The sequence below is a fragment of the Brevibacillus brevis genome, assembly GCF_022026395.1.
Classification (GTDB): domain Bacteria; phylum Bacillota; class Bacilli; order Brevibacillales; family Brevibacillaceae; genus Brevibacillus.
On record NZ_CP041767.1, the window covers coordinates 2,745,785 to 2,772,740 of the forward strand.

The following is a 26,956-nucleotide window of genomic DNA, read 5'->3' on the forward strand; positions in this document are numbered from 1 at the left end:
GGGAGATCGTGATGCTAGAATGGGATGACGATTTTATTACACAACGGTTTGATATTTCTTCAAAACCGAGACCCAATGCCTTATTTTCGATGAAGGCGAGAGATTTGGTAAACCTGAAACATATGAATGAGGTTGTACAAATCTATGCTCCGCTAATCAAGGCACATGAGCTGACTGCTGCTGGTACTTACATCAGCAGTTGGCTCACGAGCCCTTCACTCGGTCTTTTGTACATGATCTCTGTCTGGAACCGTGCACTTACGATGACGCTGGATAATATGACGATTGAATTGTTTTACGAGGATGACTATCCGCAATTCGTCTTTGTGATCCCGGCATATGAGATCGTAGAAGCGCCTACCAGCGAAGCAGAACGCGCAATCTGGCTCGAGGAATGCTATCGTGCGTATTTCCGAGACTTCCTGCATCCGTTGCTCACGACTCTTGCAAAGGTAACAGGAAACCCCGAAGCGATGCTTTGGGGACAGTTCCCAACCAAGTTCAATTACTATACAGATGTTTTTGTGGCGTTGGTAGAACAGGATAGCGTCAAGCAACAAGTGAAGGCTGATTACGATGTTCTCTGTAATCAGCTGAAAGGCGAGAGCTTTGGATTGCCAAAAAATCCGTTTCGCGTGAAAGTGCGCTGGATCGAGGATATGCGTGACCCCAAAGCGAAAGTGCGGATCAAGAACCAATGCTGTTTGTACTATAAGACGGGGGAGCAAAAGTATTGCTATACCTGTCCGCGGATAAAAGAAGAAGAGCGCGCTCTGATGAGAATTCATACGTAGCGGCCCCTCCCTTTGCGGAGGGTTTTTTCTATACATCGTCGACGTATGGACATGGGCTAGCCTCTTCCTATAAAGTAGAGTCAGGGATAAAGTTAGAAAAATCAGAATGATTTCCAGGAAGGCGTGGTTCGTATACAGAAAATGAACCAAAAGGAACTGGATCGCTACGTTCGTGATTTTCAGCAAGCGGTTGTCGATCAGCAACTGAGCTTGTATTATCAACCACTTTACGACCTGAGAACAGGCAAAATAATCGGAGCAGAAGCTCTGGTAAGATGGAACCATCATCAAAAAGGGCTGCTGCCCCCGGAATGGATATTGTTGTTAGCAGAAAAGAGCGGGTTGATTCTATTGGTAGAGGAATGGGTAATCAGAACGGCTTGCCAGCAGAACAAAGCTTGGCAGGACGCTGGACTACCACCGCTTGTGACATGTGTGAATCTATCATCCTCTACCTTGGAATCGGACCAGGTGGGTAGCAGGATTCAAGCGATCTTAGATGAAACAAACCTGCAGCCTCACTATTTGGAGCTGGAATTTACCGAGGATTCGACCAGAGATGGGGAGCGTACCATCGAGATTTTAGCAGAACTAAAAAGAATCGGTGTAAAAATTAGCCTGGATGATTTTGGGAAGGGCTATAGCAGCATTCAACATCTATCCCGCTTTGCCATGAACAAACTAAAAATCGATCAATCCTGTGTGAGGGAATGTATGAGCGATGTCACACAGGCGACCGTTATTAAAACTGTCATGGCGATGGCACGAAGTCTAGGCGTGCAAGTAACGGCAGAAGGTGTAGAGACGCAAGAGCAACTGGATTTTCTTTGGCAGCTTGGTTGTGATTCTGCTCAAGGATTTTGGTTTAGTGAGCCCATGCCTGCCGAAGATCTGGCTCGTGTGTTGAAGCGTGAGGAAAGGTTTAGGAACAGTGCTTTTCTATTACTCAATGGTGGACAGCACCGAGCTCTTGATCCATACGAAGTGGACCATAGTGAGCGAGGAGACGTTCTTCGCAAGCAACAACCTGTGACCGAATCACCCTATCGATTGATCGCAGAAAACTTGTCGGATATTATCGTGATCATCAACAGTCAGGGGATGATCACGTATATTTCGCCAGCCGTTCAATCTGTCATGGCAATTGCTCCTGATGAAGTCGTGAATCGACACCTGCTAGCTGTACTACCGCTGGAAACGGGCAGGCTTGTTATGCAAACGATTCGTCAGATCACGATGGAGAAGCAGCCTCGTCTCATTACATTTAGTTGCCCGGACCGGAATGGCAAAAAGATCACGCTGGAGGCAAAAGGCACCCCGGTTATTCGTGAAGGTCATGAGACGAACCAAGTCATCTTTATTATTCGAAATCACACGAAGCACGTGCAAACAGAAGAGTTTTTACAAAAGATAGACAAGCTATCCGTCATTGGGCAAATGGCTGCCGGGGTTGCGCACGAAATACGAAACCCGGTAACTTCCATCAAAGGCTTCGTCCAATTGCTTCGTCGAGACCAATGGAAGCGGGAATACTTTGATATTATGCAGGCTGAATTTCACCAATTAGAGAGTGTCCTGCGAGAATACGTCTTTTTATCAAGAGAGTGCACAGAACCGTACGAATCACAAAATCTAACGGATTTGCTGCGGCAAGTTACACGATTCATGCAAGCAAAGCTAGAGCGTCATCATTTGATGCTGGATGTCAAGGAAGTGGAAGGGACTAGGATTTGGTGCGATCAGAATCAAATTCAACAGCTTTTCATGAACCTTCTGTCGAACTCCGTTGAGTCGATGCAGGATGGTGGGACGATTCGCATCGTGGCAAGGCATAAAAAAAGTGAGCAAGTGATGATTAAAATTATTGATCAAGGCTGCGGTATGGCGGAAGAACGGTTGAAACGATTAGGGGAGCCTTTTTATAGCACAAAAGAAAAGGGGACCGGGCTAGGACTTATGATTTGTTATAAAATCATGCAAGCACACGACGGGTACATCCATTTTTCAAGTACCCCGAATAAAGGAACGACAGTGGAGATTTCCTTTCCACTTGGAAAATCAAACCCAAGGCTCGATCCATAACGTGATCAGGCCTTGGGTTTTTCTCACTTAGTCTTTCTTTGTTTGGTTATCGGAAAATTGTTGTTGAACGGCTTCCAAAAAACGCAGCCATGCCTCGGGCAGCTTAGGCTCTTCTGTAGGGCGGCGCATAGTGGAATTGCTATCGTTTTGATTCGCTCGCTCCATTCTCCATCTATCCTTTCGTGTCTAGCCAATCATGCCGCAGGGTGAACAAGTCTCGCAGTTCTTCCGTGGATAGCTCCGTGATCCAGCTTTCGCCCGTCCCGACAATTTGCTGGCTCAACGATAGCTTTCTCTCCATCATCTCATCAATACGTTCCTCAATTGTCCCGAGCGAGATGAATTTGTAGACGTGAACATTGCGCTGTTGTCCTATGCGATGAGCACGGTCAGTAGCCTGATTTTCTACCGCAGGATTCCACCAGCGATCTACGTGAATGACGTGGTTGGCTTCCGTCAAGTTCAAGCCAGTTCCACCCGCACGCAAGGAAAGAATGAAGATGGCCCCGCGTTCCTCGTCCGGAAGTGTCGAGTCTTGAAAACGAGCGATCATCTCATCGCGTTTTTCTTTCTTTGTGGCTCCATTTAGGAAGTAGACAGGTCCATAGCCTTCTCGCGTCAGCACTCGTTGAAGCAAATTGCCCATTTCGATGTATTGGGTAAAAATCAGACAACGCTCTTTCTTTTGGCGAATATCCTCTACCAATTCCAACAGCCTTTCCAATTTGTGCGAGCGACTGGCTTCATCTGTTGTTGCGATTTCATTCAAAATGAGGGCAGGATGGTCACACAATTGTTTGAGACGTGTCAGTGTCGTCAGAATCAGACCGCGCCGTTCCATAGGTGAAGCTTTTTCCATACGATCAAACATATCTTGAATCGCGGTCTCATAAAGTGCGCCTTGCTCGGTAGTCAGCGGTACATATTCCTTGCTCTCATTCTTGTCTGGCAAGTCGAGCTGAATGTTCGGATCGGTTTTCACCCGACGGAGCAGGAAAGGCTGAATGAGTCGTTGCACTTGATTGATGAGCTGCTGGTCTTGGTCTCGTTCGATGGGATGGACAAAACGCTGCGTAAATTCCCCAAGACTTCCCAGATAGCCAGGATTCAAGAAGTCGAAAATGGACCAGAGCTCACTCAGGCGATTTTCGATCGGAGTGCCTGTGAGAGCGATCCGGTGCCATGCTTTCAAATCGCGCACAGCGGATGCTTGCTTTGTATAGGCGTTTTTAATATTTTGCGCCTCGTCGAGACATATCGTATCCCATGTAACCATTCCTAGCTCCTGCTCATCCAAATGGGACAGAGCGTAGGAGGTAATGACCAGATCCGCTCCCTTGATCGCTGGCAAAAACGCCTCCTTCTTTTGACGATCATTGCCATAGTGAATCATTACGTGAAGAGAAGGGGCGAAACGCTTCAGCTCTTTTTGCCAGTTTCCTATGACGGAGGTCGGGCAAATTAAGAGAGAAGGAGTACTGGCTGGGCCATGTTGTTTGACATGAAGCAAATACGTAATAAATTGAACCGTTTTCCCCAATCCCATGTCATCGGCCAGACAAGCTCCCAACCCAAAGCGGCGTAAAAAGAACAGCCACGAACTGCCCTCTAGCTGATAATTGCGCAACGTCCCGTGAAAAGTAGATGGCTGCTCCATAATCGGGATGCGCTTCGTTTCTTGCAATTGATTCAACAGCTCTCGCAAATGCTGGTTTAGCTGAACTTCAACCGTTAGGGAAGTATCGAAATCGTACTCATCCTCGGGTAGCTCCTCAACCTCTACAGTGGGGGCGAGGTGCATTCTCATGACATCGCGAAGGGACATGCCGTTTTTCGCTTGGTTTTTCTTGAGGGCTTCCTGCAGCTGCAAGAATAGATCGGGAGTCAATTGCACCCAATGCCCGCGAATTTTCAACAGGCGCTGCTTTTGTTTAATGAGTTCCTCAAATTCCTCTTCGCTGAGCTCTACAGGTCCCAAGGCGAGCTTCCATTCAAAATCCATGAGCTGGGAGACACCTAGGAACGACTGTCTGCTAGCCCCGACAGAGGTTGTAATCTTGGCTTTTAGCTTCGGTTTTACCCGACGCACTTGTTCCCACCATGCTGGCAAAAAGACGTGAATACCAGCTTGCACCAACTGCAAACTGCTCGATGTCAAAAAGATCCATGCTTGCTCGTTCGTCAGTCGGGTGAGAAAACGGCTTTGATTTTTCTGGGTGTCTTTTTGCCAAGGAAGAATCTCTTTGCATTTGGCTAGGTCCGTGAGAAAACGATTCCAGTGCTCACGCCAGTCAGCAGGGATGCGAGCGGTGGCTACTCCCTCAGCCGTCAACTGGTGTGGCTCAATGAGGAATAACTGATCGGGCTCTTCACGATTTTGCAAATACACTTGGAGTTGCCAGTCATTGGGGTGCTCCTCGGCCTCAACGATTTGCAAGCATGTGCGAAACGGTGTCGTATCTGGCAGCCAACCTATCGATTGCAACCATTCCTGTTCCTGCAGGTGTGGAGAAAGCTCGGCGCCCATGACGTAAAGAGCCGGATATTGCGTCAATAGCTGCTCCCACATTCGTCCAATTTCGCCAGTACCTTGCAAGGATTCCTCCACGATGAACGAAAGCCACCTGTGTCCGTACTCTGGCAAATCGACGGGAGTGTGCAGGGCTCTCCAGCCGATTTGCCCTTTTTTCCAAGAAGAAAAATCAGGGGCAATGGAGCCTTGTGCGAGTGTATCGCGGATCATTCCCGCAACATGCGTAAATTGTTCAAATGGCGTGCTGACTGAATAGGTCCGATGCAAAAGCCACTGAGGGGAGACAAAAAAGGAGAGGGCCTTGGCAGGGCTGAGCAATACGCCATGCTCGTTTTTATCCAGGAAGGTTCCGTAATAGGATGCCTCATCCCACGCAAAAAGTGTTCCTGCCAATTCTTCTGGATCGACCACTGTTCCTTGCGTGTCTTTGCCAGTAATCAAGAATTGTCCGTCTGCCAAAAGCTCTCCGTCTAGAACCAATGTAGTGACGGTCTTCATAAGTTGAAATTTCCTCTCCTTAGCTCTTCTTGAAAAGCACGTAACCGATTATGTTTGGCAGATAATTGTTCCACGTATCGTTCCCAGCGCGCATCTTGGTTTGCTCTGTTGTAAATCGTCCTTACCCTTTTCATGAGCTTGATGGCTTCTTTGTAGGCCGTTCGGTTCCGTTCCGCAATCAGTCTGTTCACCTCACGCAAATAAAAAGGGAAGAGCAGTGTCGGCTCGGCTTCCTCGATTTCTTTTACCTGCATGATCGAGATATCTGCCATGGGGACTTGAAACGACATTTGCAAATCAATCCATTGCTGAAACTGTCGTTCTTCATATAAATAAGCGGCATATTCGTGATAACTGCTCGGCAAGAACTGCTTCAGCTTGGCGCCACACTCGGCTGATCGGCCCACTTGGTCCATTGCTTCCTGCCAAATGGCGATAACGAGTCGATATTGTTGTGTCTCGGCTTGACCGATTAAGGTCGTCAACGAGGCAGTCCAATCGAGAAATCGCTGCCATTCTCCATTGCGAGCGAATGATTTCATATAGGACAAGTAGAAGGAGAGGTTCAAGCGGCTCATTCTTTTCCAGATTTGTAGAGCAGCTTCGTCCTCCTTTTCCATCACATGAAAGTGGGCACGGAGCAGCAGCCCTTTTTCCTTTTCGGCGGCAGAACTGTTTTCATCGTTGATCAGCTGATCCAATACATGGATCTCTTCTTGCATCCACTCTGGCTTTTTCAATAGCATCCACCATAACATTTGATAGGCGAATACCCAGTAGAGGGAAGTAGCTTCGTTTTCTTTCAATTCCTTTGTCAGTTGAAGAGTATCTTCGATGGCATCCTGGTGGTCAACCAAAAGAGCAGGGATGTCTGCAAAGTACAATGTCCCTTCTAATTGATCCAATAACCGCTCGGCGGTCTGAACCAAATCGAGAAACCAGTATGATTGGCGGTACGTTTTGACGTATTGTGTAAGCTTCATGAGATGAAACAGATCGGCATGAATGACAAAGAGTTGCGCCCGATCCTTCGGCCATGAGGCAGCAACACTCAGCACATTTTGATAGCTCGATAATAACTCAGAGGAAGCCCGATACGATTCCATTGCCGCAAACAAGTTGCGTGTCCAGCTCTCAAAAAATGCCCACCATTCTTTGACGGAGCTGTTCGCGTTTAGCGGAGAGGAAACAGACGCTGTATCCTGTTGAGCAGGAGCGGTATGGCTGTATTTATAAGTAGGAATCAGCAGATGAGGAGAAAAAGTAGCTCGTCTTGGTTGTTGGGAGCGGGTCAAAAATGTACGAGGATTCTCGAACACACTGTACATCTGAAAAAATGTAGCAGCAATATGCTTGCAAATGCGCGAATAAGGGCAGGTGCAAGTACTGTTTTGAACCGTTTCCATATCGAGGCGAACATGATACACCTCGGAGCCTTGAACATCACTCGTCAAATATTGGCCTTGTTCTACGCGTGTATTGAAGACGACGCCATCTGAAAAGTACGTATAGCCCCGTTCAATGATGTGTCCTTCGACGGCAATTAGGATTTGCTCGCCTAGCTGTATCGCTTGTTCCCGAGTCAACTCTCTTTGCAACATGTAGTAAGATCCTCCGAACGAAGTGTCATCCCTCCATTATAACCCAAAATGCGGAGAATGGAAAAAGATGCGTGTGTTTGAGAGCATCAATAAATGGTTTTGGGCGATAAGCAGAAACAATACTTAATTTTTGCAAAGACTGGGTGTATACTGTACACGTCGAATGAAAAACAATTAAACGCAATGTGTTTTATTGTCTTTAGTTGTATTTGTACAACAACAGAGAGAAGGGGCATACATGCTATCGATTTCGATTCTGCTCGTACTATCGTCTGGCCTTGCGCACGCAGTCTGGAACCTTTTCACGAAAAAAAGTGAGAACAAAATGGCTTTTCTATGGTTGATTACATTGCCAACAACCGTGATCCTCTTACCTGTTCTCATTTGGGAATTGATACACGTACAACTGACATGGACTTTAGGTCTTTTTCTGTTTCTGTCCTTTTTCTTTCAAGGATGCTATACCTTATTGATTTCAAAGGCGTATACATACGGAGATATCTCACAGGTTTACCCCATCATGAGGGGGACGGGGACGCTTCTCATTCCGTTTTTTAGCGCGATTTTCTTTCAAGAGTATTTATCTGTACCGGGATGGCTGGGGGTCATTTGCATCGTGATCGGAGTCTTTGCCATCAGCGGGATGATTGGCACAGATCGTCAGGTACAACCAGTGAATCCGCTGGCCCTGCGATACGCTGTTGCTGTTGGACTATGCATTACAGGGTATACGTTGACCGACAAGCAAATCGTCCAACAATTATCTCCCTTCGCTTTATTGGAAATAACGAACTTTGCCTGCCTGATTGTCGCTGGGGTCTTCGTTTGGAAGAAGGGACTCGTTCGCCGTGAGTGGCAAAAAAACTGGCGAACGATTGTGCTGGGTGCTGTCCTGTCTCCAGGTTCGTATCTGCTGTTTTTGTTTGCCATGACATTGGCACCACTGGCAGCTATTGCGCCTATTCGTGAGGTAAGTACAGTTTTTGGTACGCTGCTTGGGGTCTTCTTGTTAAAGGAGCGACAACGCGTATGGCGTTTATCCATGTCTTTGATGATCACGATAGGCATTATTTCCATTGCCCTTTGGGGGTAAAGGATGATAAAGAGTCGGCTGGGAGGAATTCTGGCTGGCTATTTTTTTTGCTACCAGGGAAAGATGAAGGGGTAAGAAAAAACGGCTAAGGATGATCAAAATGGATGCAAAAACGGTTGCACCGATCACTCATAAACGAACGAAAAAAAGAAGGATCGCACTGAGAGCTCTTGGAATCATCATTGGAGCTCTGTTGGTGGCAGTCGGACTGGAAATCTTTCTGGTTCCCAACAACATCATTGACGGTGGTGTAACCGGTGTTTCCATTATGGCATCAAAGCTGACAGGAGGATCACTCGGAATATTTTTATTCCTTTTTAACCTGCCCTTTTTACTTATTGGCTACAAGCAAATTGGCAAGACATTCGCCATCTCTACGCTGTTCGGTGTCGTCGTGATGTCCCTGGGGACGAGCTACCTTCATCATGTTCCCGGCTTGACGGACGATTTGCTTCTCTCTGCTGTTTTTGGGGGGATCATTATCGGAATCGGTGTGGGACTTGTCATTCGCGCGGGCGGTTCCTTGGATGGAACGGAAATTGTTGCGATCCTGATGACGAGGAAAAGTCCGTTTTCAGTCGGCGAAATGGTCATGTTTTTTAACATTTTTATTCTAGGCAGTGCCGGCTTCATATTTGGATGGGATCGGGCCATGTACTCGTTAATTGCTTATTACATCGCTTATAAAATGATCGATATTACGATGGTCGGACTCGAACAATCCAGATCAGTATGGATTATCAGTGATTATCCAGTCGAAATTGGCGATGCGTTAACGGCGAGACTGGGGAGGGGAATTACCTATTTGAATGGAGAAGGTGGCTACTCCGGGGACGTCAAAAAAGTCATTTTCTGTGTCATCACCCGATTGGAAGAAGCGAAGCTGAAATCCATCGTGGAGGAAATCGATTCCTCTGCATTTTTGGCAATCGGTCATATTCACGATGTTTCTGGTGGACGGTTTAAGAAAAAGAATATTCATTAGCCAACGAGTATGGCCCCCTTTTCCAATTAAGTGAACGGCGAGAAGGGGGTTAAAAATGTATTGACCGTAATGACAGAATTATTCTACGATTATCTTATACCAAAATACAAAATATCATTCCGTATTTTGGGACGATAAAGTGGTGATGAAAAATGGGAAAAACAGCAAACCGCAGTGTGTTGAAAACGCTGGAGTTTTTAGAGTATTTCATCGATAACAGCGAATTGAGTCTGGCGGAACTCGTGGAATTGTCTCAAATGCCGAAAAGCACGGTATTTCGGATCATCCAGACCCTTGAAATGCGCGGTTTCGTCGCCAAAACAACGAGCCATCAACCGCCCAAGTACCAATTGGGCTTGAAGCTACTCGAATTTGGAAACATCGTGGCACAGCGATTGGAGATCAGAAAACTCGCGCTTCCGTACATGCTGCAATTACGTGATAGCGTCGAGGAAGCAGTCAATTTGATTATTCGGGATCAAGATGAAGGAGTTTACATTGAAAAAGTGGATACACGCGGGTACGTGCGGGTTTATACCCAGGTAGGGCGAAGGGCGCCTCTGTATGCCGGAGCGTGCCCGCGCATTTTGTTATCGTTCATGCCAAATGAGGAAATTACCGCTTTCTTGAAGCGGGTTGAATGGAAAAAGATCGCTCCAGGTACCAATACGGATGAACACCTGTTGTGGAAATGGATACAAGATGCGCGTGAGAGGGGTTATACCGTGAGCTACGGTGAACTGGAGCCTGATTCAGCGGCCTTGGCAGTCCCCATTCGTGATTATACGGGACAAGTTATTGCTGGATTGAGCTTAGCTGGCGCTTCTTCGCGTTTTACGGAGGAGCGATTGGGATATTTGGTCCAGGAGACGAAAGCGGCGGCGAAAAGCATCATGGGTCAACTGGGATATACGGAATCGATCACAGATAAATAGGAGGAGTACGACATGAAGACGGTTTTGGTAACGGGATTTGATCCTTTTGGGGGGGAGTCCGTCAATCCAGCATGGGAGTCGGTAAAAGAGCTAGGAAAGATCGAGTCTGCACATTATCAAGTGGAAATACGTCAAATCGCTACTGTCTTTGATAAGTCGATCGAGCAGCTTTATGCAGCGATTGAGGAAACGAAGCCGGACATCGTGCTTTGCATTGGACAAGCAGGCGGACGGGTCGATATTGCTGTCGAGCGCGTTGCGATTAATGTGAACGATGCTCGTATTCCAGACAATGAAGGAAATCAGCCCATCGATACGCCGATTCGGGAAAATGGACCTGTTGCGTACTGGTCTACCTTGCCTATCAAGGCCATCGTCCATGAATTACGAAAACAAGGGGTACCCGCATCCGTTTCACAAACGGCCGGAACCTACGTGTGCAATCATCTTTTTTATGGTTTGATGCATTATCTAGCCGAATATCACGCATCAACTCGAGGGGGATTCATTCATATTCCTTATCTGCCTGAGCAGGCTGCAAGGCTGGCCGAACAGCCAAGCATGGCGCTGGAAACGATTGTGAAAGGGTTGCAAATCGCAATCGAGGCAACGATTTCGCATGAGCAGGATATGGTTGTGGGTGGCGGACAAATCAGCTGATCAAGAGGGGAAACGAATGAAGAACTACGAATTCTCTCCACTTGGTGATTCAGGTGTGATTGTCAAGCTTGGGGAAGTGATTGATCAAAGGACGCATGAGATTGTCGTGATGTTCACGGATTTTCTTCTGGAGAATCCTTTTCCGGGAATGCTGGAGATTGTCCCCGGTTTTACCACCATCACGGTTTATTATGATCCAATTATTCTCGCACAGCAGTTTCCACATGACCTGATGCCTTATGAGAGCGTCCTCGCTATCCTTGACAGAATGTTCCAGGAGCTCACTGTCACATGCAAGGCTGAGCCTAGGCTTGTTGAGATTCCGGTTTGCTATGGCGGAAGCTTTGGGCCGGATTTGGACAACGTTGCTCAGCAGAACAGTCTCACGCGAGAGGAAGTCATTGCGATCCATTCATCTGCCGAATATTTGGTTTACATGATCGGATTTGCCCCCGGTTTTCCGTATCTTGGGGGAATGGACGTGCGTTTGGCTACTCCACGCCGCTCTTCACCTCGTCTCTCGATTCCAAAAGGCAGTGTAGGGATTGGCGGTGCGCAAACAGGTATTTACTCAATCGAGACGCCGGGAGGATGGCAAATAATCGGAAGAACACCACTCAGTCTATTCCAACCAACCGAGAGTCAGCCGAGTCTTTTGCGTGCCGGAGACAAAGTTCGTTTTCGTCCGATCTCCGAACAGGAGTATGAGGCTGGGAAGAAGGTGTTTCGATGAGCATAGAGGTTGTATCGCCAGGGCTTTGTACAACCGTGCAGGACTGGGGCAGGTACGGCTATCAGCGGCACGGTGTCAATGTAGGTGGTGCGATGGATGCACTTGCCGTACAGATGGCCAATATGCTGGTAGGCAATCATCGAGATGAGGCAGTTCTGGAGTTAACGATGAAGGGACCGACACTTTTGTTCCAAAAGGACATGCTGATTGCGATCTGTGGTGGCGATCTCAGTCCAACTATCAACAAAAAAACAGTCAAGTCCAATCGAGCAGTCTGGGTAAGAAGCGGAAGCATTTTGCAGTTCAGCCATGCGAAAAAAGGCTGTCGTGCTTATCTCGCTGTTGCTGGTGGTTGGGATGTGCCAATCGTGATGGGGAGCCGCAGCACGAATCTGCGAGCGGGATTTGGGGGATTGGCAGGCAGAATGCTGCAAGCAGGTGATAGACTCGAGCACAACCCGCAAAGCTCATTCAGTTTGTATCTCGCAAAGCAATTGGAACAAAAAGCAGGAGACGAAGCTTTTTCCGATACGGATTGGTTTATTCCTGCCAGTCATTTTGCACAATGTCAGGAAAGTATCGTTCGGGTCATTCGTGGGGATCAGTTCGACGATTTCACAGCAGAGAGCCGTCAGCGCTTTTTCGATCAGGCTTTTCAGGTATCTCCTCAATCAGATCGGATGGGGTATCGTTTGACGGGATCGACTCTTGCCCTTACGTCTCCACTAGAGTTGATATCTGCTGCTGTCACGATGGGAACGATTCAGGTTCCTCCAGACGGTCAGCCGATCATTCTCATGGCAGACAGACAAACAATCGGCGGATATCCCAAGATCGGGTATGTGGCGACTGTGGATTTGCCGATCATCGCTCAGTTGCGACCGGGAGAAACGATGCGTTTTCAAGAAATTTCTCTACAGGATGCGCAGCGGGCATTGTACGAACGAGAGCGGACCATGAATGAGATACAATTGGGAATCAAACTGACTGTAGGGTGGAGGTAATACATGAAGAGCGTAGATTTAAACTGTGATATGGGAGAAAGCTTTGGCGCTTACCGGATTGGGAATGACGAAGCGATTCTTCGCTATGTCAGCTCGGCAAATGTCGCTTGTGGTTTCCATGCAGGAGACCCTGGAACGATGAGAAAAACAGTGCAAATGGCTTTGGAGGCAGGTGTGGCAATTGGTGCCCATCCCGGATTCGCTGATTTGGTCGGCTTCGGTCGCCGCAACATGGAGATTTCCCCCGAAGAGGCGTATGATCTAGTCGTGTACCAAATCGGCTCCCTGCAAGGCTTTGTGCGGGCTGAAGGGGGCGTCATGCATCATGTGAAGCCACATGGTGCCTTGTACAATATGGCAGCCACAAGACCCGCTCTGGCCGAGTCTATCGCGTTGGCCATCTACAAAGTAAATCCGGAACTGGTGTTGTATGGCTTGGCGGGAAGCGAATTGACGCGTGCTGGCGAAAAAATCGGACTAGCTACAGCGCACGAAGTGTTTGCCGACCGCACGTATCAGCAGGATGGCACGCTGACACCGCGCAATCAGCCGAATGCGATGATTACGGACCAACAGCAATCCCTCCAGCAAGTCATTCGTATGGTGAGGGACGGGCTCGTCCTAACCCAGCAAGGCGTGGACATCCCGATTCAGGCCGATACCATTTGTATTCATGGCGACGGTGCCCACGCGTTGGAATTCGCGCAGAGTATTCGAGAGGCATTGTTAGTAGCCGGTATTCCGATAGTAGCACGAGTTGCCCGATAGACATCTATCGGGCTTTTTCTGTTTCTGCACCGGGGGTCTGGTATTGTGTGGTACTTCGCTTTTTCCCCCAGAGAAGGAAGAGCAGGAACAGCAGGGGGATATAGCCAAAAATAAAAACGATGCTCACTTTCCCGTAAAAATGGAGTGCCATGAGCAAAGGAGTCGTACCTTTGAGCAGATAGGAACCCATTGCCAAAGATACTAGGAGAAGCAAAAGAGCGCGGAATTGACTGATGCCAAATATTTGCTTCATTCCGCGAATAACCCCCCATAGATTGAGACAGATGTTTGGCAAAATCACGAACAGCCAGAGAGAGATTACAATGAACTCCAATCGCTGCAAAATCGGAATTTCGACGATTTTGAGCATGGTCAAGGTCGGCCAAATAATCTTATCCAGTTCACCATGGCTAAACATGAGGAATGTTACAATAGCGACGGCTACATACAGGAGCGTGCTAAAAAGGACGCCAGCGTGTGCCCATTTTTGCGAGTGAGCTGCTCGCTTGATAAACGGGTAGTAGAAGAACAGTAGTTCAAAGCCCATATAATTGATAACAGCGTCTTTGGCAGACGCGAACAAGGCGGTAAAGCTATGCGAAAACATCGGAAACAAGTTATTCGGGCGAGCGTACTCGAAAGGGAATAGAAACAAAGGAAGCATCAATATCGCCGGAATCACCACACCAAAAAAGCAGACGCCCGTAACCGTACGAAAACCACCAGCAACAATGTACAAAATGAGGAGCAAAATAATCAGCGTCGTACTCCATGTATGCATGAGAGGGAAAATAAACTGCTTCACAATACTGACATAAGAACGCAAGATGAGAAAAGCAGCCATCCAGACGTAGATTAATACGACAAAGCTCATTAATTTTCCTAGCCATTTTCCAAAGCAGAGCTCGTGAAGGGAGAATAAATCATGGCCCCCCGCATTCAACATGAAATAGAGCATCCAAATAATGAGATGGATGCTTGCCCCGGCAAGTAGAAGGGAGATCCAGGCATCGTATCCGGCATGGGCTACGATTGTCCGTTGAAACCCTAGTATTCCGACCCCCACGATATTGGCGTGCACGAGAAAAAATACAAAAAAAGGTGAAACCATCGCGCTTTCCCGAATGGAAGTACTCACCTGATCCCTCCTGGTTATTCATTACTCACCTGTTTGCTCCAGCTTGATCGAAGCAGTCACTGCGATTTTCATTTGTGGATAAATCTTTTTGAAGTGGGAGTAGTTCCATGAAACGCTTCGACTGCGAACCAAATCACCAAATCCAACCGGATCAACTTCAAGTTTCTGCAAATGCTTCACAAAGCTCGTCGCCTCTTTTTGCAGGTACGCGGAAAGTTCTTTTTCCATTTGATGGAGGACTTGTGGATTGGATAATTGCAGCCACTTTGAATAATCTTTGATTTGTCCATTTACCGTGAGCTTTACCATGATGCTGGGAACAGGCTCTGTCGTATTGACATCGAAGGCGGCATGGGAATGCAGATTTTTCAAAAGTCCGGATTCTTTTCGATTGTTGATCGTCACCTCAAATGGAATCTGACCACTCTTGGCTTTTTCGACCATGATTTTGAGTAAAAAGCTTTCTTTTGAATGGATGCGATGCACGAATTTGTCATCTCGGAAAAGCGCGAGACCATCCAGCTTCACTCTGTCATTATGCATCACGAAATAGGGAAGGTAAGGATCGCGACCCTCACCATAAAAATTAAACAAGAAAATATGCAAGTTGGTCTTGGGCAAATTCAACGTTTTGATATTCTGAGCGACGCTATCGGAGATGAAAAAAGGAATTTGCATATGGCGAATGCCTTTCAAAATCGTCATTGCCTTTGGTTCTGCAACAGCGAGTTGAAGGCGAAAACCAATAGCTGGATCGCGGCAAAGCGTATGCACCAGCGTTTCCACTCCGTTTTCTGCATATTTCCTCCCAACTATAACGGAGCGCAATTGCCCAAGCTCCACTTGAGAAGGCGTGATGGCATTAAAATCAGGGAGGATCGTAAATAAATTCGAGCTTTTCGTTTCCAATAGCTCTATCTGAGTCTTTTCCTTTCCGTATATGTGAGTAATGGCTGCCCCTTTTATTTTTTGGTCTTCGAGATCGAGACCCAGTGAATGAATCAATTGTACTTCGCTGACAATTCGAGTCGAAGAGCAGCCAGCCAAGATCACTATCAATAGCACCACTGTCCATTTCCTTTTTGCAAGCATGGTTTCCTCGATGGCTCCTTCTTCTATTCATCAATGTCTCTTTTTTGAGTCGCCTTGTCAGGATCGTACCTCCATTGTGAGATGACGCGCATAACAGCAGACCTTTTGGCTGTGTGGCTGTAGGAAGAGCGAATGAAGCTGTCCGCGAAGCTGCGTCTGCGAAAAGGGTAAAGCGGAGCCAGATAAGGTGTTCCCAACGATTTGAGTTGAAGCAGATGAGTCAGCATGAACATTAAACCGATGGCAATTCCAAGCCCGCCCCAAATTCCAGCCAAAACAATGAGCGGGAAGCGCAGAAAACGGATCGTGTTTGACATTTTATAGATGGGGGTGGTAAAAGAGGCAAGTGCCGATAGAGCTACGATGATTAGCAAAATATTACTGGTCAAGGCTGCTTCTACTGATGCTTGTCCAATGACGATTCCACCTACGATGCCAAGAGTTTGTCCGACCTTTGTCGGGAGCCTTGCACCTGCTTCTCGCAAGAATTCGATCGTCAGCTCCAAGAAAAGCACTTCCAAGACGGGAGGAAAAGGGACGTACTTCCTCGATAAAATGATCGGAGCCAGCATGTCTTGCGGGATCATTTCCAAGTGAAAGGTGAGAACCGCCGTATAGGCAGGAGTCATCAAGATCGAAAAAAGCACTCCGAAAATGCGAATCAACCGAAATAAGGATGATAAGATCCACGGTAAATAATAATCCTCGGGAGAAATGAAGAAATCAAAGATGGTTGTTGGACCTGTAATGACATACGGGGAAGCGTCGGAAATAATCACGATTTGCCCGAGAGTTAACGCATAAATGACCCGGTCAATCCTTTCCGTAGACAGGAACAATGGAAAAGGCGTATTCGAATTGTCACTCATGATCTGATCGAGCTGTGATGAATCAAAAATAATATCGAAGTCGATGGAGTGCAGTCTTTGCTCAACGGTTTCAATGTGCTGAGGATTGGTAATGCCAGACAAATAGACAATGGCGATACGCGTATGAGAGAGTGTTCCTAAGGTCAGCTCTCGAACGATTAATTTGGGAGTGCTGATTTGTTGACGGATGAGATGCAGGTTGATATCGATATTTTCAACAAAGCCAACCTTTGGTCCAACGACACTAAACTCGTTTTCCGTGTCGTTGTCCGTTCTCAATCCTTCAGTCGGATTGGACAGATTGATCAAGGCGAAAAACTGCCAATTGTCTTTTGCCTGTATAGCAGCGTAGCCCGTCATGATTTTGGAGACGACCAGCTGTATGTCGTCTGTATAAATAATATCCTCCACATGGACGAAGCGGGAAAAATGGCGCAGTTCCGTGAGCGATTCATTTGCTTCTATGCGTTCTTGATAGGGACGCAAGAGATTTTTTTGCAGCAGCTCTGTTTTTATCAACGTTTGATAGTACGAAATGACAAAAGGACTTTCCTCGTTCAGTAGGGCGTAATGTTTAAAATCATTCGAGTCTTGTGCGATGGAAAGAAACTCATTCCATTCCGTTATCATGTCGGTTTCGCTCCATAAGCTGTTGATCATTTGTGTTTTACTATGTCCGGTTCACAGTGGAATTATTATCTAGGAAATAGAATGATTTCCTAGAGGGAGGGGAACAATCAATCAAAGAACGAAGTGTGAAGAGAAATGGAAATTGAGGGGTTCATATGCTGGAAGTTAACTGTGATACATCATCGCTGAAGGCGGAATTGCTGCAAGAGCTGAGGGGAATATCCGTTACGTTGGATGAGAGCATACATGCGCTAAAAAATGAAAACGAATGTGTACTCGGGACGTTTGACCAAATACGGACGAAGTTTAGCCGACTCGAAACAGTAGCAGCCTCCTTTTATTTGCAATGCTATCTCTCACCCTATACGGAAAAATATCTGGATTTATCCAAGGCCGTGCAGCACTTGGCCAAAAGGCGCCAAGGAGCATTGATTGTCGTTGAACGTGAGGACCCGCTAGATCTGCTGCTGCAAGCAGGCATACCGATTGGGGCCACGATGAGTCATTCCTTGCTGGAGTCGATTTTTTATCCTGGCAGCCCTTTGCATGATGGGGCCGTCCTGATTCGGGAAAATCATATCGTTTCCGCGGCCAATGTCCTGCCATTATCTCAAGTTGTGGTAGGGGAAAAAAAGCTGGGAACCAGACATCGTGCTGCGTTGGGCTTGAGTGAAAAAAGCGATGCACTGATCGTTGTTGTTTCCGAGGAAACGGGGAAAGCGTCCTTTGCCATGCAGGGACACATGTATCCGATTATCTCTCCTTCATGAAAGCGCTCCGCGAAAAGCCGTTGAATCCGAGAAAAAAAGAGGCTGGATTTGTCATGGTGATGATGAAATCCAGCCTCTCGCTATGTCATTCTCAGGAGAATCAAGCCCAATTTCCGTTGCGGAAGAGTGGTTCACGCTTGCCGTCAGCTGTTTCTCCATCAATGTTCATTTCGGCGGAGCCGATCATGAAATCGACGTGAGTGAGGCTGATATTGATACCGCGGCTAGCCAGTTCTTCATTACTCATGTCAGCGCCACCTTCGATATTCACACTATACGCGTTCCCGATCGCCAAGTGGTTGGACGCATTTTCATCAAAGAGCGTGTTATAGAAAATGATATTTGATTGCGAGATAGGGGAAAGATGAGGAACCAGCGCCACCTCGCCCAAATAATGCGAGCCTTCATCTGTTTCAATTAATTGTTTCAGGGACTCTTCTCCCTTTTCAGCAGTTGCCGAGACAATTCTGCCTTTTTCAAACGTCAGCGTAAAGTTCTCGATCAAATTCCCATGATAGCTCAAGGGCTTGGTGCTGCGAACGGTTCCGTTGACGCCTTCTTTTAATGGCGCGGTGAATACTTCTTCTGTCGGCATATTGGCCATGAAGGAGGCACCGTCTTTATTTACGCTCCCGCCGCCAATCCAGATGTGATTTTTAGGCAGCTCAATCGTCAAATTGGTGCCGGGAGCTTCGTAATGAAGATAGCGGTATTGTTTGGCGTTGAGGTGATCCACCTTGCTGTTCAATGTCGCATGATGGTCATGCCAAGCTTGGACAGGGTCATCCATATCTGCGCGAGTGGCGCGGAAGATTGCCTCCCATAGGGCAGGCTCCTGTTCCTCTTGTGGCAAATGCGGGAAGACCATTGCCGCCCATGCAGGTGATGGAACTGCTAGCACGCACCAGCTCACTTTATCAGACATGGTATAGCTGCGGAACTTGTGGAGGGCTTGACCAGCCGTTTTGTTGGCAGTAGAAATGCGTTCAAGATTTACACCCTTCAGCAAATCGGGATTCGCTGCAGAGATGTAGAGAAACGCCGCGCCATTTTCCGCCATTTCCTCCAATCCTTGTACCTTCCATTGCGGGTATTCACGAAACGCTTCGTCAGGAGCCAAATCATATTTCATCCGTGTGAGTTCATCGTCGGTCCAATCAATATGTACATGCTTGGCACCCGCTTCGTACGCTTTTTTTGCTACTTTTCTTACAAAAGGAGCAGTAGATAGCGGAGCTGTTACTACTAACGTTTGCATAGGCTGCACGTTGACGCCGACTTTTACAGCGAGATCAGCGTAACGGTCAAACAAGGTTTCAAAAGACATCGTTCATTTCCTCCTTTTTAGAACAAAAGGCTTACTTGCATTCTATCTATTTTACCTTCCCCTCCGAAATCACCTGCTTATGATTTGAAAGAATTTCCTAGGAAAGCGCAGAAAAAGACAGACTACCGCCTAATTCGAGCAAGTTATCCACTTGTTTATTTTGGTTAATTGTAGGAAAATTCAAATGAAAAGGCAAATTTATTACATAAAAAATATTTTATTGGCAGAATTAAAGGAGGCAGTCAGAGTGAAGACAAGACAGACACGTGATCAAGTCGCTGTCGAGTATACGTGGAACCTGAACGATCTGTTTGAGAGCCAGGAAGCGTGGGAGCAAGAATTAGCAGAAATTATACAGCATCTGCCTGTTGTCACAGCATTCAAAGGTCAACTGCATAAGAGTGGAGAGACGTTGTTGGCATGTTTGGAGGCAAACGAAGCGATCAATGTTCGGGCGAATATCGCAGCGACATATGCCAGACTGCGGTCTTCTGAAGACGGGACGAATCCACAAAACCAAGCGAACTCTGCACGGGTAGGGGATGTCGTATCTCAGCTTAACGCTGCGCTTTCTTTTATCCCTTCCGAAATTTTGGCGTTGCCAGAAGGAAAAATCGAGAGCTTCTTGGAGGAAGAACCAGGACTCGAAATATTCCGCAAAAGCTTGAAAGATTTGCTGGAAACAAAGCCGTACCGACTGTCGGCTGAGACTGAGGAAGCGTTTGCGGCGATGGGCGAGGTTTTCGGTGCACCATACAACATTTACTTGCGTGGAAAGTTGTCGGACATGTCATTTGCACCCGTCCTTGATGGCGAGGGAAAAGAGCGTCCCGTATCTTTCGCGCTGTTTGAGACAGATTATGAGATGTCTTCCGATACGGTGCTCCGCCGTGCTTCGTACGAATCCTTTTCGAAGACGCTCGCTTCTTACCAAAACTCCTTCGCTGCGGTATACGCGTCAGAGGTGAAAAGACAAACCGTCATGTCTCGCCTGCGCGGTTATGAAACCGTAACGGACATGCTGCTTAAGCCGCAGCAAGTTACACTGGATATGTACCACAACATCCTGGATATCATCGGGAATGAACTCGCTCCGCACATGCGACGCTATGCGAAGCTGAAAGCAAAAGAGCTTGGCCTCGAAAAACTTGCCTTTTGTGATTTGAAGACGCCGCTTGACTCAGAATTCAGCCCGCCGATTACGATTGAAGAAGCTGGGAAAAAGATTCTGGCATCCTTGCAAGTAATGGGGCCAGAGTACACGGCGATTATGGAAAAAGCACTGAATGAACGCTGGATCGACTACGTAGACAACGTGGGCAAATCGACAGGTGCGTTCTGCTCAACGACATACAGCAAGCACTCTTACATTCTCATAACGTGGTCGGGAAATATGCGCAGTGCTTTCACGCTGGCTCATGAGTTGGGGCATTGCGGACATTTTATGCTGGCGACAAGAGAGCAAAGCTTTACGAACTCTCGTCCTTCGTTGTACTTTATCGAAGCGCCTTCTACACTCAATGAGCTCTTGCTCGCGCAGCATATCGTGGAGCAATCCGACGATCCTCGTCTGAAGCGTTGGGTCATTTTGCAATTGATGAATACGTATTACCACAACTTTGTCACGCATCTGTTAGAAGCGAGAATGCAACGAAAAGTGTACGAAGGAGCGCAAAAAGACGTACCTTTGACTGCCAAACAGCTCTCCGAATGGAAAGGGCAAGTGCTCGCAGACTTCTGGGGTGATGCAGTTGATCTGGACGATGCAGCGAGCCTTACATGGATGCGCCAACCGCACTATTACATGGGGCTGTATCCGTACACGTACGCAGCTGGTTTGACTGCTTCTACCGCAATGGCGGCGAGCATCAAGCAAGAGGGACAGCCTGCCGTTGACCGTTGGATCGAGGTGCTCAAAGCCGGGGGAACACTAACGCCGCTGGAACTGATGAAAAAAGCTGGCGTGGATATGTCAGATCCGCAACCAATCCGCGAGGCTGTCGCTTACGTCGGAAGTCTGGTTGACGAGCTGGAAAAACTGTTTTAACCTGAAATAAGAAGAAAAGGCTTGTGATCTTCGAGGAGTCACAAGCCTTTTGATTTGATCAAGCAAGAAGGAGTAGTCATCATGACCGAATTTACGCAGCGCGCACTAAAAATTATTGCCGGGATTCCAACGGGCCATGTCATGACGTACGGGCAAATTGCTGCGTTGGCCGGAAGTCCGAGAGCTGCCAGACAAATCGTTCGCATCCTTCATTCCTTGTCCAAAAAGCACAAGCTTCCTTGGCATCGGGTCATCAACGCCCAAGGAAAGATCGGATTGCAAGATTTGGATTCGTTCACGCTACAAAAAATGGCCTTGGAAAGCGAAGGGGTAGTCGTGTCAGCAGCAGGAGAAATAGCGTTGGAGCGTTATCAGTTTCACCCACAGGTAGTGGATGAGCCGGTATTCTAGTATCCGACCTCTACCGAAGCGATGACGATATAGGCAAGGTCGTTTTTGTCCTCTTTTTCAGCGATCACGACCCCACTGCTCGTCAGCATGCCGCCATCGACGATTTCGAAGGAAACTTCCCCGTAAGGCAGTGCTTTACGAACCGTTTCCAGGTCGAGCTCGTCCTTGTCAGCAGGAACGGCCAGTCTCACATTTACTTTCATGTTATGGATATCGTTTCCTGGCAGGACAGAGCGCAGTCCAGGCATCGAATTATGATGGATGGCATTTTGAACAGCACGGACTGCGGCTTTGGTGACGTTTTGTCCATGCATGTCGATGCCCATTCCTATTTCAATAAACATTACTTTTTCCATTGGCTTGTTCACTCCTATTTCATTCTACTTTTCTACCATCTTTATCTTACCACGAAAAGGAATGGTTTTTTCTCTTATCTGTATTGTGTTTATCGTCAAGACATGTCATCATAACATGTTAGCATCTATGCTTGACGATTCTTTTCATTATTGGAGGCAGGTCACAATTGGAACGTTATCCTTTTGCCTACGATCCGTCCCAGCCGTTCATCTCGCAGGTGAGTGATTGGGTAGCGGACGTTTTTTATGAAGTATTGCCTGAGGCTGGATTCGAGGTGCGTGATGAGCAAATCTACATGGCCTTTCAGCTTGAACGGGCTTTTATAGAAAAGCAAACGATTTTTGCAGAGGCGGGAGTAGGCACGGGAAAAACATTGGCTTACTTGCTGTACGCCATCTGCTATGCACGGTATACCAGAAAGCCCGCCATCATTGCCTGTGCGAATGAGTCGCTGATTGAGCAGCTCGTAAAACCAGAAGGCGATATTGCGAAACTGGCTCGCCATCTCAACCTGACGATTGACGCGAGACTCGGAAAATCTCCGGACCAATATGTCTGTTTGCGCAAGCTGGATGAGGCGAGATTCCAGCCTGAGACAGGCGAAGCTTTCCAGCATATTTATCAAGAGCTGCCTTCATTTGTTCATACACATGAAGCCTTGCAGTCCTTTTATCCGTATGGGGATCGCAGCACATATCCTGAACTGGATGATCAAGAATGGGCGCAGATGAACTGGGATACTTTTCAGGATTGCTTTGTGTGCGACAGACAGCACCGTTGTGGGCAGACCCTTTCCAGAAATCATTATCGACAGTCAGCAGATTTGATCATTTGCTCCCATGACTTTTATATGGAGCATGTGTGGACTTATGAGATCCGCAAGCGCGGAGGTCAGCTACCGTTGCTGCCGCCGCATAGCTCGGTCATTTTTGATGAAGGTCATCTGTTGGAGCCTGCTGCCCAAAAAGCATTGACGTACAAGCTGAATCACTCCGTCTTCGAAGAAACGATTACGCGTGTGTTGAAGGGAGAGATCAGGGAAGAGCTCGCCATTGCCATTGAGGAAGCCATTGCCCAGAGTGAGGAGATGTTCTCGCGATTGAACGAAGAGAGCAAGGCTGTGATGGGCTCCAACCGAAAAGAAATCCATTTTCATCAGGAACTCATTGCAACCATCCACCGCTTTACGAGTCTCGTCAGTTGGATTGAAGAAGAGCTGGCGCTAGAGGGCGGTTTGTATACGTTGGACGAGTTCCAGCTGCGAATTGTCGAGGAGCATTTGGAAATGATGCAGTTGGCACTAGGACTTTTCCAGGACCCGGATCACGTCATTTCCTGGATGAGTGAAGAGATTACGGGGCCAACCTTGGTCGTCATGCCAAAAAAGGTGCAGGAAGTACTGGAAGAGCGCGTCTTCTCACAAAAGATGCCAATTGTCTTTTCGTCGGCGACTCTATCTGTTGACGGATCGTTCAAGTATGTGGCGGACAGCTTGGGCATTGATCAATACCTGTCTTTCTCGGTGGCTTCTCCATATGAGTACGACAAACAAATGGAAGTATACGTACCGACACTTTCCGTGACCGATTCATTTGCGGAAAAAATGAGACAGGCTACCCAATTACTGCAAAAATCAGCAGGTAGTGCGCTGTTGTTATTTTCCTCCATGGAGGAATTACAGCAATTCAAGGCTGCCATCAAAAACGAGCCTGCCTGTACGGATCTGCGATTCTTGTTTGAAGGAGATGCGGAAATCAGCCATCTGATCTCTCAGTTCCAAAACGACGAGAAAAGCAGCCTCTGTGCGGTGAGCCTGTGGGAAGGGCTAGACGTTCCGGGGCCTTCGCTGTCCAATGTGATCATTTGGTCACTGCCATTCCCGCCGAATGATCCGGTGTTTACAGCAAAACGAAAAAGTGCAGCGAATCCTTTCGACGAGGTAGATTTGCCTTACATGCTGCTGAGACTGCGTCAAGGCATCGGGCGTTTGATCCGTTCAAGAGAAGATAGCGGTCTGGTATCGATCTTGAGTCCGCAATTGAGCCAAGATGACAAGCTGAGACAGCAAGTGCAGGATGTATTTCCGAGTGGGGTAGAGTGGAAAACGTCTTTGGACGGTGTATTGGCGTAAAGAAAAAGCAGGAAGCCATGAAGGCTCCTGCTTTTTCTGTGGCTATTCCGGCATGTTGCCGACAGTAGGGTCGACGACGAAATCTGGCTTGAAGCCTTCATATTTTACTTCGGATACCATTCCTTGCGCAGCATGGCCCAGATCGTGGCAGTGGAACATCCAATCTCCTGGATTGTCAGCTTCGAAGGCGACTACATATGATTCACCCGGCAAAATGTTCAGCGTATCTTTGACCAGAGGGGAGCCTGTGATAGGCTGTCCGTTTTTGCTTAATACTTGGAAGAAATGTCCGTGCAAATGCATCGGGTGGATATCTTTTGGTGACTTGTTCACCAGCGTGACTTTGACCAGATTTCCTTTTTTGACGTTGAGAGGAGGGACATTCGGGAACGTTTTACCATTGATGGTAAAGGCCATTTTTCCATTTGCCGTTTCCGTGTTTAGATCCATTTGATACGTAATGTCATACTTCTGCTCCAGCGTAAAGCTGCTTTTTGCTGCTTCGCCGTATTTGGTGATGTCTATCGTCGGCATGTCGCCAGCTTCTGATTTGGCTGCTTTTGTTTCCGAGCCTTCGTAGACGATGGGCACGACAAGGGACTTGGCGCCTGGATTTGTGCTGCGCTCCTCTAGTAACCATTTGCCCGGATTGTTTGCGACAAATTCGAGATCATATCGTTCTCCTGGTCCGATATTGAGGAGCTGGCCTCCTACGAGGGGCGGATTATTGATAGGTTGCCCGTCCGTTGCTACGATTTTAAATTCATGACCTTGCAGGTTCAGCTTGTGGTTCAAGTATCCGGCATTGATCAGGCGAATTCTGACCTTCTCACCTTCTTTAACAGGTAGCGGCTGGATTGCCGGGCCTGTTTTTCCGTTCACGGAAAAAATCGTATACATCAACGGCATCATCTCAGCGTCACTCATGGGCATCTCCATACCGGCCATGTTGTGACCACCAGAGGAAGAGCTATCGGAAGAAGGGGAACTCGTGCCGTGGCTCATGCCACTTCCGTGCATTTCCGCCATGCTATCGTCCTGCATCCATTCATCCAGAACGAGGGTAAAATCCTTATCAGCTGGCTCTGGCGTAGCCGGTTCCACCACAAGTGAACCGTACAAGCCTTTGTCTACCTGCTTGGCGCTGTTTTGATGCGAGTGGTACCAGTATGTCCCGGCAACGTCCACCTTGAATTTGTAGGTGAAGCTTTCGTTTGGTCTTACGGCATTTTGGGTCACGCCAGGGATTCCATCCATGTTATTCGGGACGGGTAAGCCATGCCAGTGAATGGTGACGGGCTCGGGCAATTCGTTTTTCAACGTCACGCTGATGGTTTCCCCTTGTTTGACACGAAGCTGTGGACCTGGAACGGTTCCATTGTACGTCCATGCGGTTTTCATGGTCTTGTCATCGAGGTGGAGCATGTTTTCTTTTGCCGTGAGGGTAAACGTATTGCCTGTAAGCACCTCCATAGACGAGTCACTGGATGAGGACATCTGTTGTGGTTGAGCTTGTGCGGATGTTTCGGGTGAAGAATTCATGTTGTGTCCATTATGATCCATCGTGGTATTGTCAGTGGCAGTCGAGCATGCGGATAACAGCAAAACGCCACCTAGAACCAGGGGATAAGCCCATCGGCGTATTTTCCGTTTGTTCATGTGTTCCTTTTCCTCCTTTGCGCTGTTGGAAAAAGCGTACCAAACGATTGTGTAGAAAACATGAAGGTAGGATGTATGACACTTCTGTTACGCATTTTGCAAAAATGGGAAAGTAAGCGTGAACAAATGCTATAATGGAGTATCGTACATACGAGTAATCAGTAGAATCGGACAGGGATGGTGTTCACGTTTGGGTAACGTAGATTTTGCGAGCTTGCCTTGGAACGTTTTTTGGGTTGGAGTCGCTTATTTTTTGGTCACAGGAGTCTTTTTCTGTCTTGGGTTTATGCGATTGCTTTCCGAACGGGTGAAAAGTGGCATTGTATGCATGGTGATTGCGGTTGTCAGCGGTGGTTTTTTCTTAAATTATTTGTTTACTCATCATATTTAAATTGGAATAATCAAGCGAAAATCCTCGTCGGTGCTGGTAATCGATGGGGATTTTATTTTTGTCTTGTATTTCCTGTTTCAATTGGCGAAAATGGTAGTGATAGGGGAACAACCGTGGTTGATGTCGCTTTCCTTCGGGGGATGCCGATTCACAAGCAATGATTCCTCACGGATTGGAAGACGCTATACATACTCGTTTTTGGATTCTGCCTTACATCATGCTGAAACTTATTGGCTCAAAGGTTTATCAACAAATGACAATCAGGAATGTCAATACAACTCGCAAAATTTACGAACGGATGCAGGCTGTTGATCCGTAAAACTTTTGTGACAAGTAAACACGTTGCATTTTGCATCTGACAGTGGTGGTCTGCGATGATCTACAATTGTGAAGCTGATGGGGGAAAGTATACCAGCAGCTTCTTTTTTATTCCGCGTTTTGACCGGGA

At 47.4% G+C, this 26,956-nt stretch carries 22 protein-coding genes and 1 pseudogene; 14 read left to right on the forward strand and 9 right to left on the reverse strand.

All coding sequences use genetic code 11. The features are described from left to right. The first annotated feature begins 11 nt into the window (after positions 1-11). Both FO446_RS13670 and FO446_RS13675 read left to right on the forward strand, forming a co-directional pair. Positions 12-794 carry a Fe-S oxidoreductase gene (locus FO446_RS13670; protein WP_237900871.1) on the forward strand — a complete coding sequence of 261 codons (783 nt, stop codon included), beginning with the start codon at positions 12-14 and terminating at the stop codon, positions 792-794. A 123-nt stretch (positions 795-917) separates the two neighbouring features. Next, positions 918-2,876: an EAL domain-containing protein gene (locus FO446_RS13675; protein ID WP_237900873.1), complete on the forward strand. Its 1,959-nt coding sequence runs from the start codon at positions 918-920 to the stop codon at positions 2,874-2,876. A gap of 27 nt (positions 2,877-2,903) precedes the next feature. Here the strand turns inward: FO446_RS13675 and FO446_RS13680 are convergent, their stop codons facing one another. Genes FO446_RS13680 through FO446_RS13690 form a run of 3 tightly spaced genes read right to left on the reverse strand, consistent with a single transcriptional unit; the run spans position 2,904 to position 7,508 of the window. Then, positions 2,904-3,041 carry a hypothetical protein gene (locus FO446_RS13680; RefSeq protein WP_173609375.1) on the reverse strand — a complete coding sequence of 46 codons (138 nt, stop codon included), beginning with the start codon at positions 3,039-3,041 and terminating at the stop codon, positions 2,904-2,906. 7 nt (positions 3,042-3,048) lie between these two features. After that, positions 3,049-5,907 carry a DEAD/DEAH box helicase gene (locus FO446_RS13685; RefSeq protein ID WP_237900875.1) on the reverse strand — a complete coding sequence of 953 codons (2,859 nt, stop codon included), beginning with the start codon at positions 5,905-5,907 and terminating at the stop codon, positions 3,049-3,051. Next, positions 5,904-7,508, reverse strand: a complete 1,605-nt coding sequence (locus FO446_RS13690) for an SWIM zinc finger family protein (protein ID WP_237900877.1) — start codon at positions 7,506-7,508, stop codon at positions 5,904-5,906. Before FO446_RS13690 ends, FO446_RS13685 begins: the two co-directional genes overlap by 4 nt. Positions 7,509-7,746: 238 nt before the next feature. Here FO446_RS13690 and FO446_RS13695 point away from each other — a divergent pair, with 238 nt between their 5' ends. From FO446_RS13695 to FO446_RS13725, 7 genes are all read left to right on the forward strand, one after another. Next, on the forward strand, positions 7,747-8,601 hold the full coding sequence (locus FO446_RS13695) for a DMT family transporter (RefSeq protein WP_237900879.1): 855 nt from the start codon (positions 7,747-7,749) through the stop codon (positions 8,599-8,601). 100 nt (positions 8,602-8,701) lie between these two features. After that, positions 8,702-9,586 (forward strand): YitT family protein, encoded by an 885-nt coding sequence (locus FO446_RS13700; protein WP_232773224.1) that lies wholly within the window; start codon positions 8,702-8,704, stop codon positions 9,584-9,586. A gap of 152 nt (positions 9,587-9,738) precedes the next feature. Further along, positions 9,739-10,521, forward strand: coding sequence for an IclR family transcriptional regulator (locus FO446_RS13705; protein ID WP_232773225.1), 783 nt, complete (start codon positions 9,739-9,741; stop codon positions 10,519-10,521). Positions 10,522-10,533: 12 nt separating this feature from the next. Further along, a complete protein-coding gene (gene pcp / locus FO446_RS13710; RefSeq protein WP_232773226.1) occupies positions 10,534-11,181 on the forward strand; it encodes a pyroglutamyl-peptidase I in 648 nt (215 codons plus the stop codon). Positions 11,182-11,197: 16 nt separating this feature from the next. After that, entirely contained in the window at positions 11,198-11,914 is a 717-nt protein-coding gene (gene pxpB / locus FO446_RS13715; protein WP_237900881.1) for a 5-oxoprolinase subunit PxpB, read from the forward strand. Then, positions 11,911-12,918, forward strand: a complete 1,008-nt coding sequence (locus FO446_RS13720; RefSeq protein ID WP_221867047.1) for a 5-oxoprolinase subunit C family protein — start codon at positions 11,911-11,913, stop codon at positions 12,916-12,918. Before pxpB ends, FO446_RS13720 begins: the two co-directional genes overlap by 4 nt. A 3-nt stretch (positions 12,919-12,921) precedes the next feature. Next, a complete protein-coding gene (locus FO446_RS13725) occupies positions 12,922-13,686 on the forward strand; it encodes a LamB/YcsF family protein (RefSeq protein WP_237900883.1) in 765 nt (254 codons plus the stop codon). Positions 13,687-13,690: 4 nt separating this feature from the next. Here the strand turns inward: FO446_RS13725 and FO446_RS13730 are convergent, their stop codons facing one another. Genes FO446_RS13730 through FO446_RS13740 form a run of 3 tightly spaced genes read right to left on the reverse strand, consistent with a single transcriptional unit; the run spans position 13,691 to position 17,415 of the window. After that, entirely contained in the window at positions 13,691-14,824 is a 1,134-nt protein-coding gene (locus tag FO446_RS13730) for a GerAB/ArcD/ProY family transporter (RefSeq protein ID WP_237900885.1), read from the reverse strand. 21 nt (positions 14,825-14,845) lie between these two features. After that, a complete protein-coding gene (locus FO446_RS13735; protein WP_232773231.1) occupies positions 14,846-15,889 on the reverse strand; it encodes a Ger(x)C family spore germination protein in 1,044 nt (347 codons plus the stop codon). Positions 15,890-15,939: 50 nt separating this feature from the next. After that, positions 15,940-17,415 carry a spore germination protein gene (locus tag FO446_RS13740; protein WP_173609363.1) on the reverse strand — a complete coding sequence of 492 codons (1,476 nt, stop codon included), beginning with the start codon at positions 17,413-17,415 and terminating at the stop codon, positions 15,940-15,942. Between the two features lie 155 nt (positions 17,416-17,570). On the opposite strand from FO446_RS13740, the gene cdaS reads away from it, so the two are divergent. Continuing rightward, positions 17,571-18,185, forward strand: coding sequence for a sporulation-specific diadenylate cyclase CdaS (gene cdaS / locus FO446_RS13745; RefSeq protein ID WP_173609362.1), 615 nt, complete (start codon positions 17,571-17,573; stop codon positions 18,183-18,185). A 100-nt stretch (positions 18,186-18,285) separates the two neighbouring features. Here the strand turns inward: cdaS and FO446_RS13750 are convergent, their stop codons facing one another. After that, positions 18,286-19,512: an aminopeptidase gene (locus FO446_RS13750; protein WP_173609361.1), complete on the reverse strand. Its 1,227-nt coding sequence runs from the start codon at positions 19,510-19,512 to the stop codon at positions 18,286-18,288. Between the two features lie 247 nt (positions 19,513-19,759). Here FO446_RS13750 and pepF point away from each other — a divergent pair, with 247 nt between their 5' ends. Together pepF and FO446_RS13760 are read left to right on the forward strand one after the other, a co-directional pair. Then, positions 19,760-21,559 carry an oligoendopeptidase F gene (pepF, locus tag FO446_RS13755; RefSeq protein WP_237900887.1) on the forward strand — a complete coding sequence of 600 codons (1,800 nt, stop codon included), beginning with the start codon at positions 19,760-19,762 and terminating at the stop codon, positions 21,557-21,559. A gap of 81 nt (positions 21,560-21,640) precedes the next feature. After that, positions 21,641-21,970, forward strand: coding sequence for an MGMT family protein (locus FO446_RS13760; protein ID WP_173609359.1), 330 nt, complete (start codon positions 21,641-21,643; stop codon positions 21,968-21,970). On the opposite strand, the gene FO446_RS13765 is transcribed toward FO446_RS13760, so the two are convergent. Further along, positions 21,967-22,326, reverse strand: a complete 360-nt coding sequence (locus FO446_RS13765; protein WP_173609358.1) for a Lin0512 family protein — start codon at positions 22,324-22,326, stop codon at positions 21,967-21,969. The two genes, FO446_RS13760 and FO446_RS13765, sit on opposite strands and share 4 nt — an antisense overlap. Before the next feature lie 167 nt (positions 22,327-22,493). Between FO446_RS13765 and FO446_RS13770 the strand changes: the two genes are divergently transcribed. Next, positions 22,494-24,458, forward strand: coding sequence for an ATP-dependent DNA helicase (locus FO446_RS13770; RefSeq protein ID WP_232773232.1), 1,965 nt, complete (start codon positions 22,494-22,496; stop codon positions 24,456-24,458). A 42-nt stretch (positions 24,459-24,500) separates the two neighbouring features. Here the strand turns inward: FO446_RS13770 and FO446_RS13775 are convergent, their stop codons facing one another. Then, positions 24,501-26,117, reverse strand: coding sequence for a multicopper oxidase family protein (locus FO446_RS13775; protein WP_237900889.1), 1,617 nt, complete (start codon positions 26,115-26,117; stop codon positions 24,501-24,503). Between the two features lie 608 nt (positions 26,118-26,725). On the opposite strand from FO446_RS13775, the pseudogene FO446_RS13780 reads away from it, so the two are divergent. Beyond that, a pseudogene (locus tag FO446_RS13780) lies at positions 26,726-26,827 on the forward strand (DUF1697 domain-containing protein); the annotation flags it as partial. Between the last annotated feature and the right edge of the window lie 129 nt (positions 26,828-26,956).

Coding starts and splice junctions, on each gene's coding strand:
- FO446_RS13695 (WP_237900879.1), top strand. CDS start 7,747: ATGCTATCGATTTCGATTCTGCTCGTACTATCGTCTGGCCTTGCGCAC.
- pcp (WP_232773226.1), top strand. CDS start 10,534: ATGAAGACGGTTTTGGTAACGGGATTTGATCCTTTTGGGGGGGAGTCC.
- FO446_RS13765 (WP_173609358.1), bottom strand. CDS start 22,326: ATGGAAAAAGTAATGTTTATTGAAATAGGAATGGGCATCGACATGCAT.
- FO446_RS13725 (WP_237900883.1), top strand. CDS start 12,922: ATGAAGAGCGTAGATTTAAACTGTGATATGGGAGAAAGCTTTGGCGCT.
- FO446_RS13760 (WP_173609359.1), top strand. CDS start 21,641: ATGACCGAATTTACGCAGCGCGCACTAAAAATTATTGCCGGGATTCCA.
- pxpB (WP_237900881.1), top strand. CDS start 11,198: ATGAAGAACTACGAATTCTCTCCACTTGGTGATTCAGGTGTGATTGTC.
- FO446_RS13740 (WP_173609363.1), bottom strand. CDS start 17,415: ATGATAACGGAATGGAATGAGTTTCTTTCCATCGCACAAGACTCGAAT.
- FO446_RS13680 (WP_173609375.1), bottom strand. CDS start 3,041: ATGGAGCGAGCGAATCAAAACGATAGCAATTCCACTATGCGCCGCCCT.
- FO446_RS13775 (WP_237900889.1), bottom strand. CDS start 26,117: ATGAACAAACGGAAAATACGCCGATGGGCTTATCCCCTGGTTCTAGGT.
- FO446_RS13700 (WP_232773224.1), top strand. CDS start 8,702: ATGGATGCAAAAACGGTTGCACCGATCACTCATAAACGAACGAAAAAA.
- FO446_RS13750 (WP_173609361.1), bottom strand. CDS start 19,512: ATGTCTTTTGAAACCTTGTTTGACCGTTACGCTGATCTCGCTGTAAAA.
- FO446_RS13685 (WP_237900875.1), bottom strand. CDS start 5,907: ATGAAGACCGTCACTACATTGGTTCTAGACGGAGAGCTTTTGGCAGAC.
- cdaS (WP_173609362.1), top strand. CDS start 17,571: ATGCTGGAAGTTAACTGTGATACATCATCGCTGAAGGCGGAATTGCTG.
- FO446_RS13705 (WP_232773225.1), top strand. CDS start 9,739: ATGGGAAAAACAGCAAACCGCAGTGTGTTGAAAACGCTGGAGTTTTTA.
- FO446_RS13720 (WP_221867047.1), top strand. CDS start 11,911: ATGAGCATAGAGGTTGTATCGCCAGGGCTTTGTACAACCGTGCAGGAC.
- FO446_RS13670 (WP_237900871.1), top strand. CDS start 12: ATGCTAGAATGGGATGACGATTTTATTACACAACGGTTTGATATTTCT.
- FO446_RS13690 (WP_237900877.1), bottom strand. CDS start 7,508: ATGTTGCAAAGAGAGTTGACTCGGGAACAAGCGATACAGCTAGGCGAG.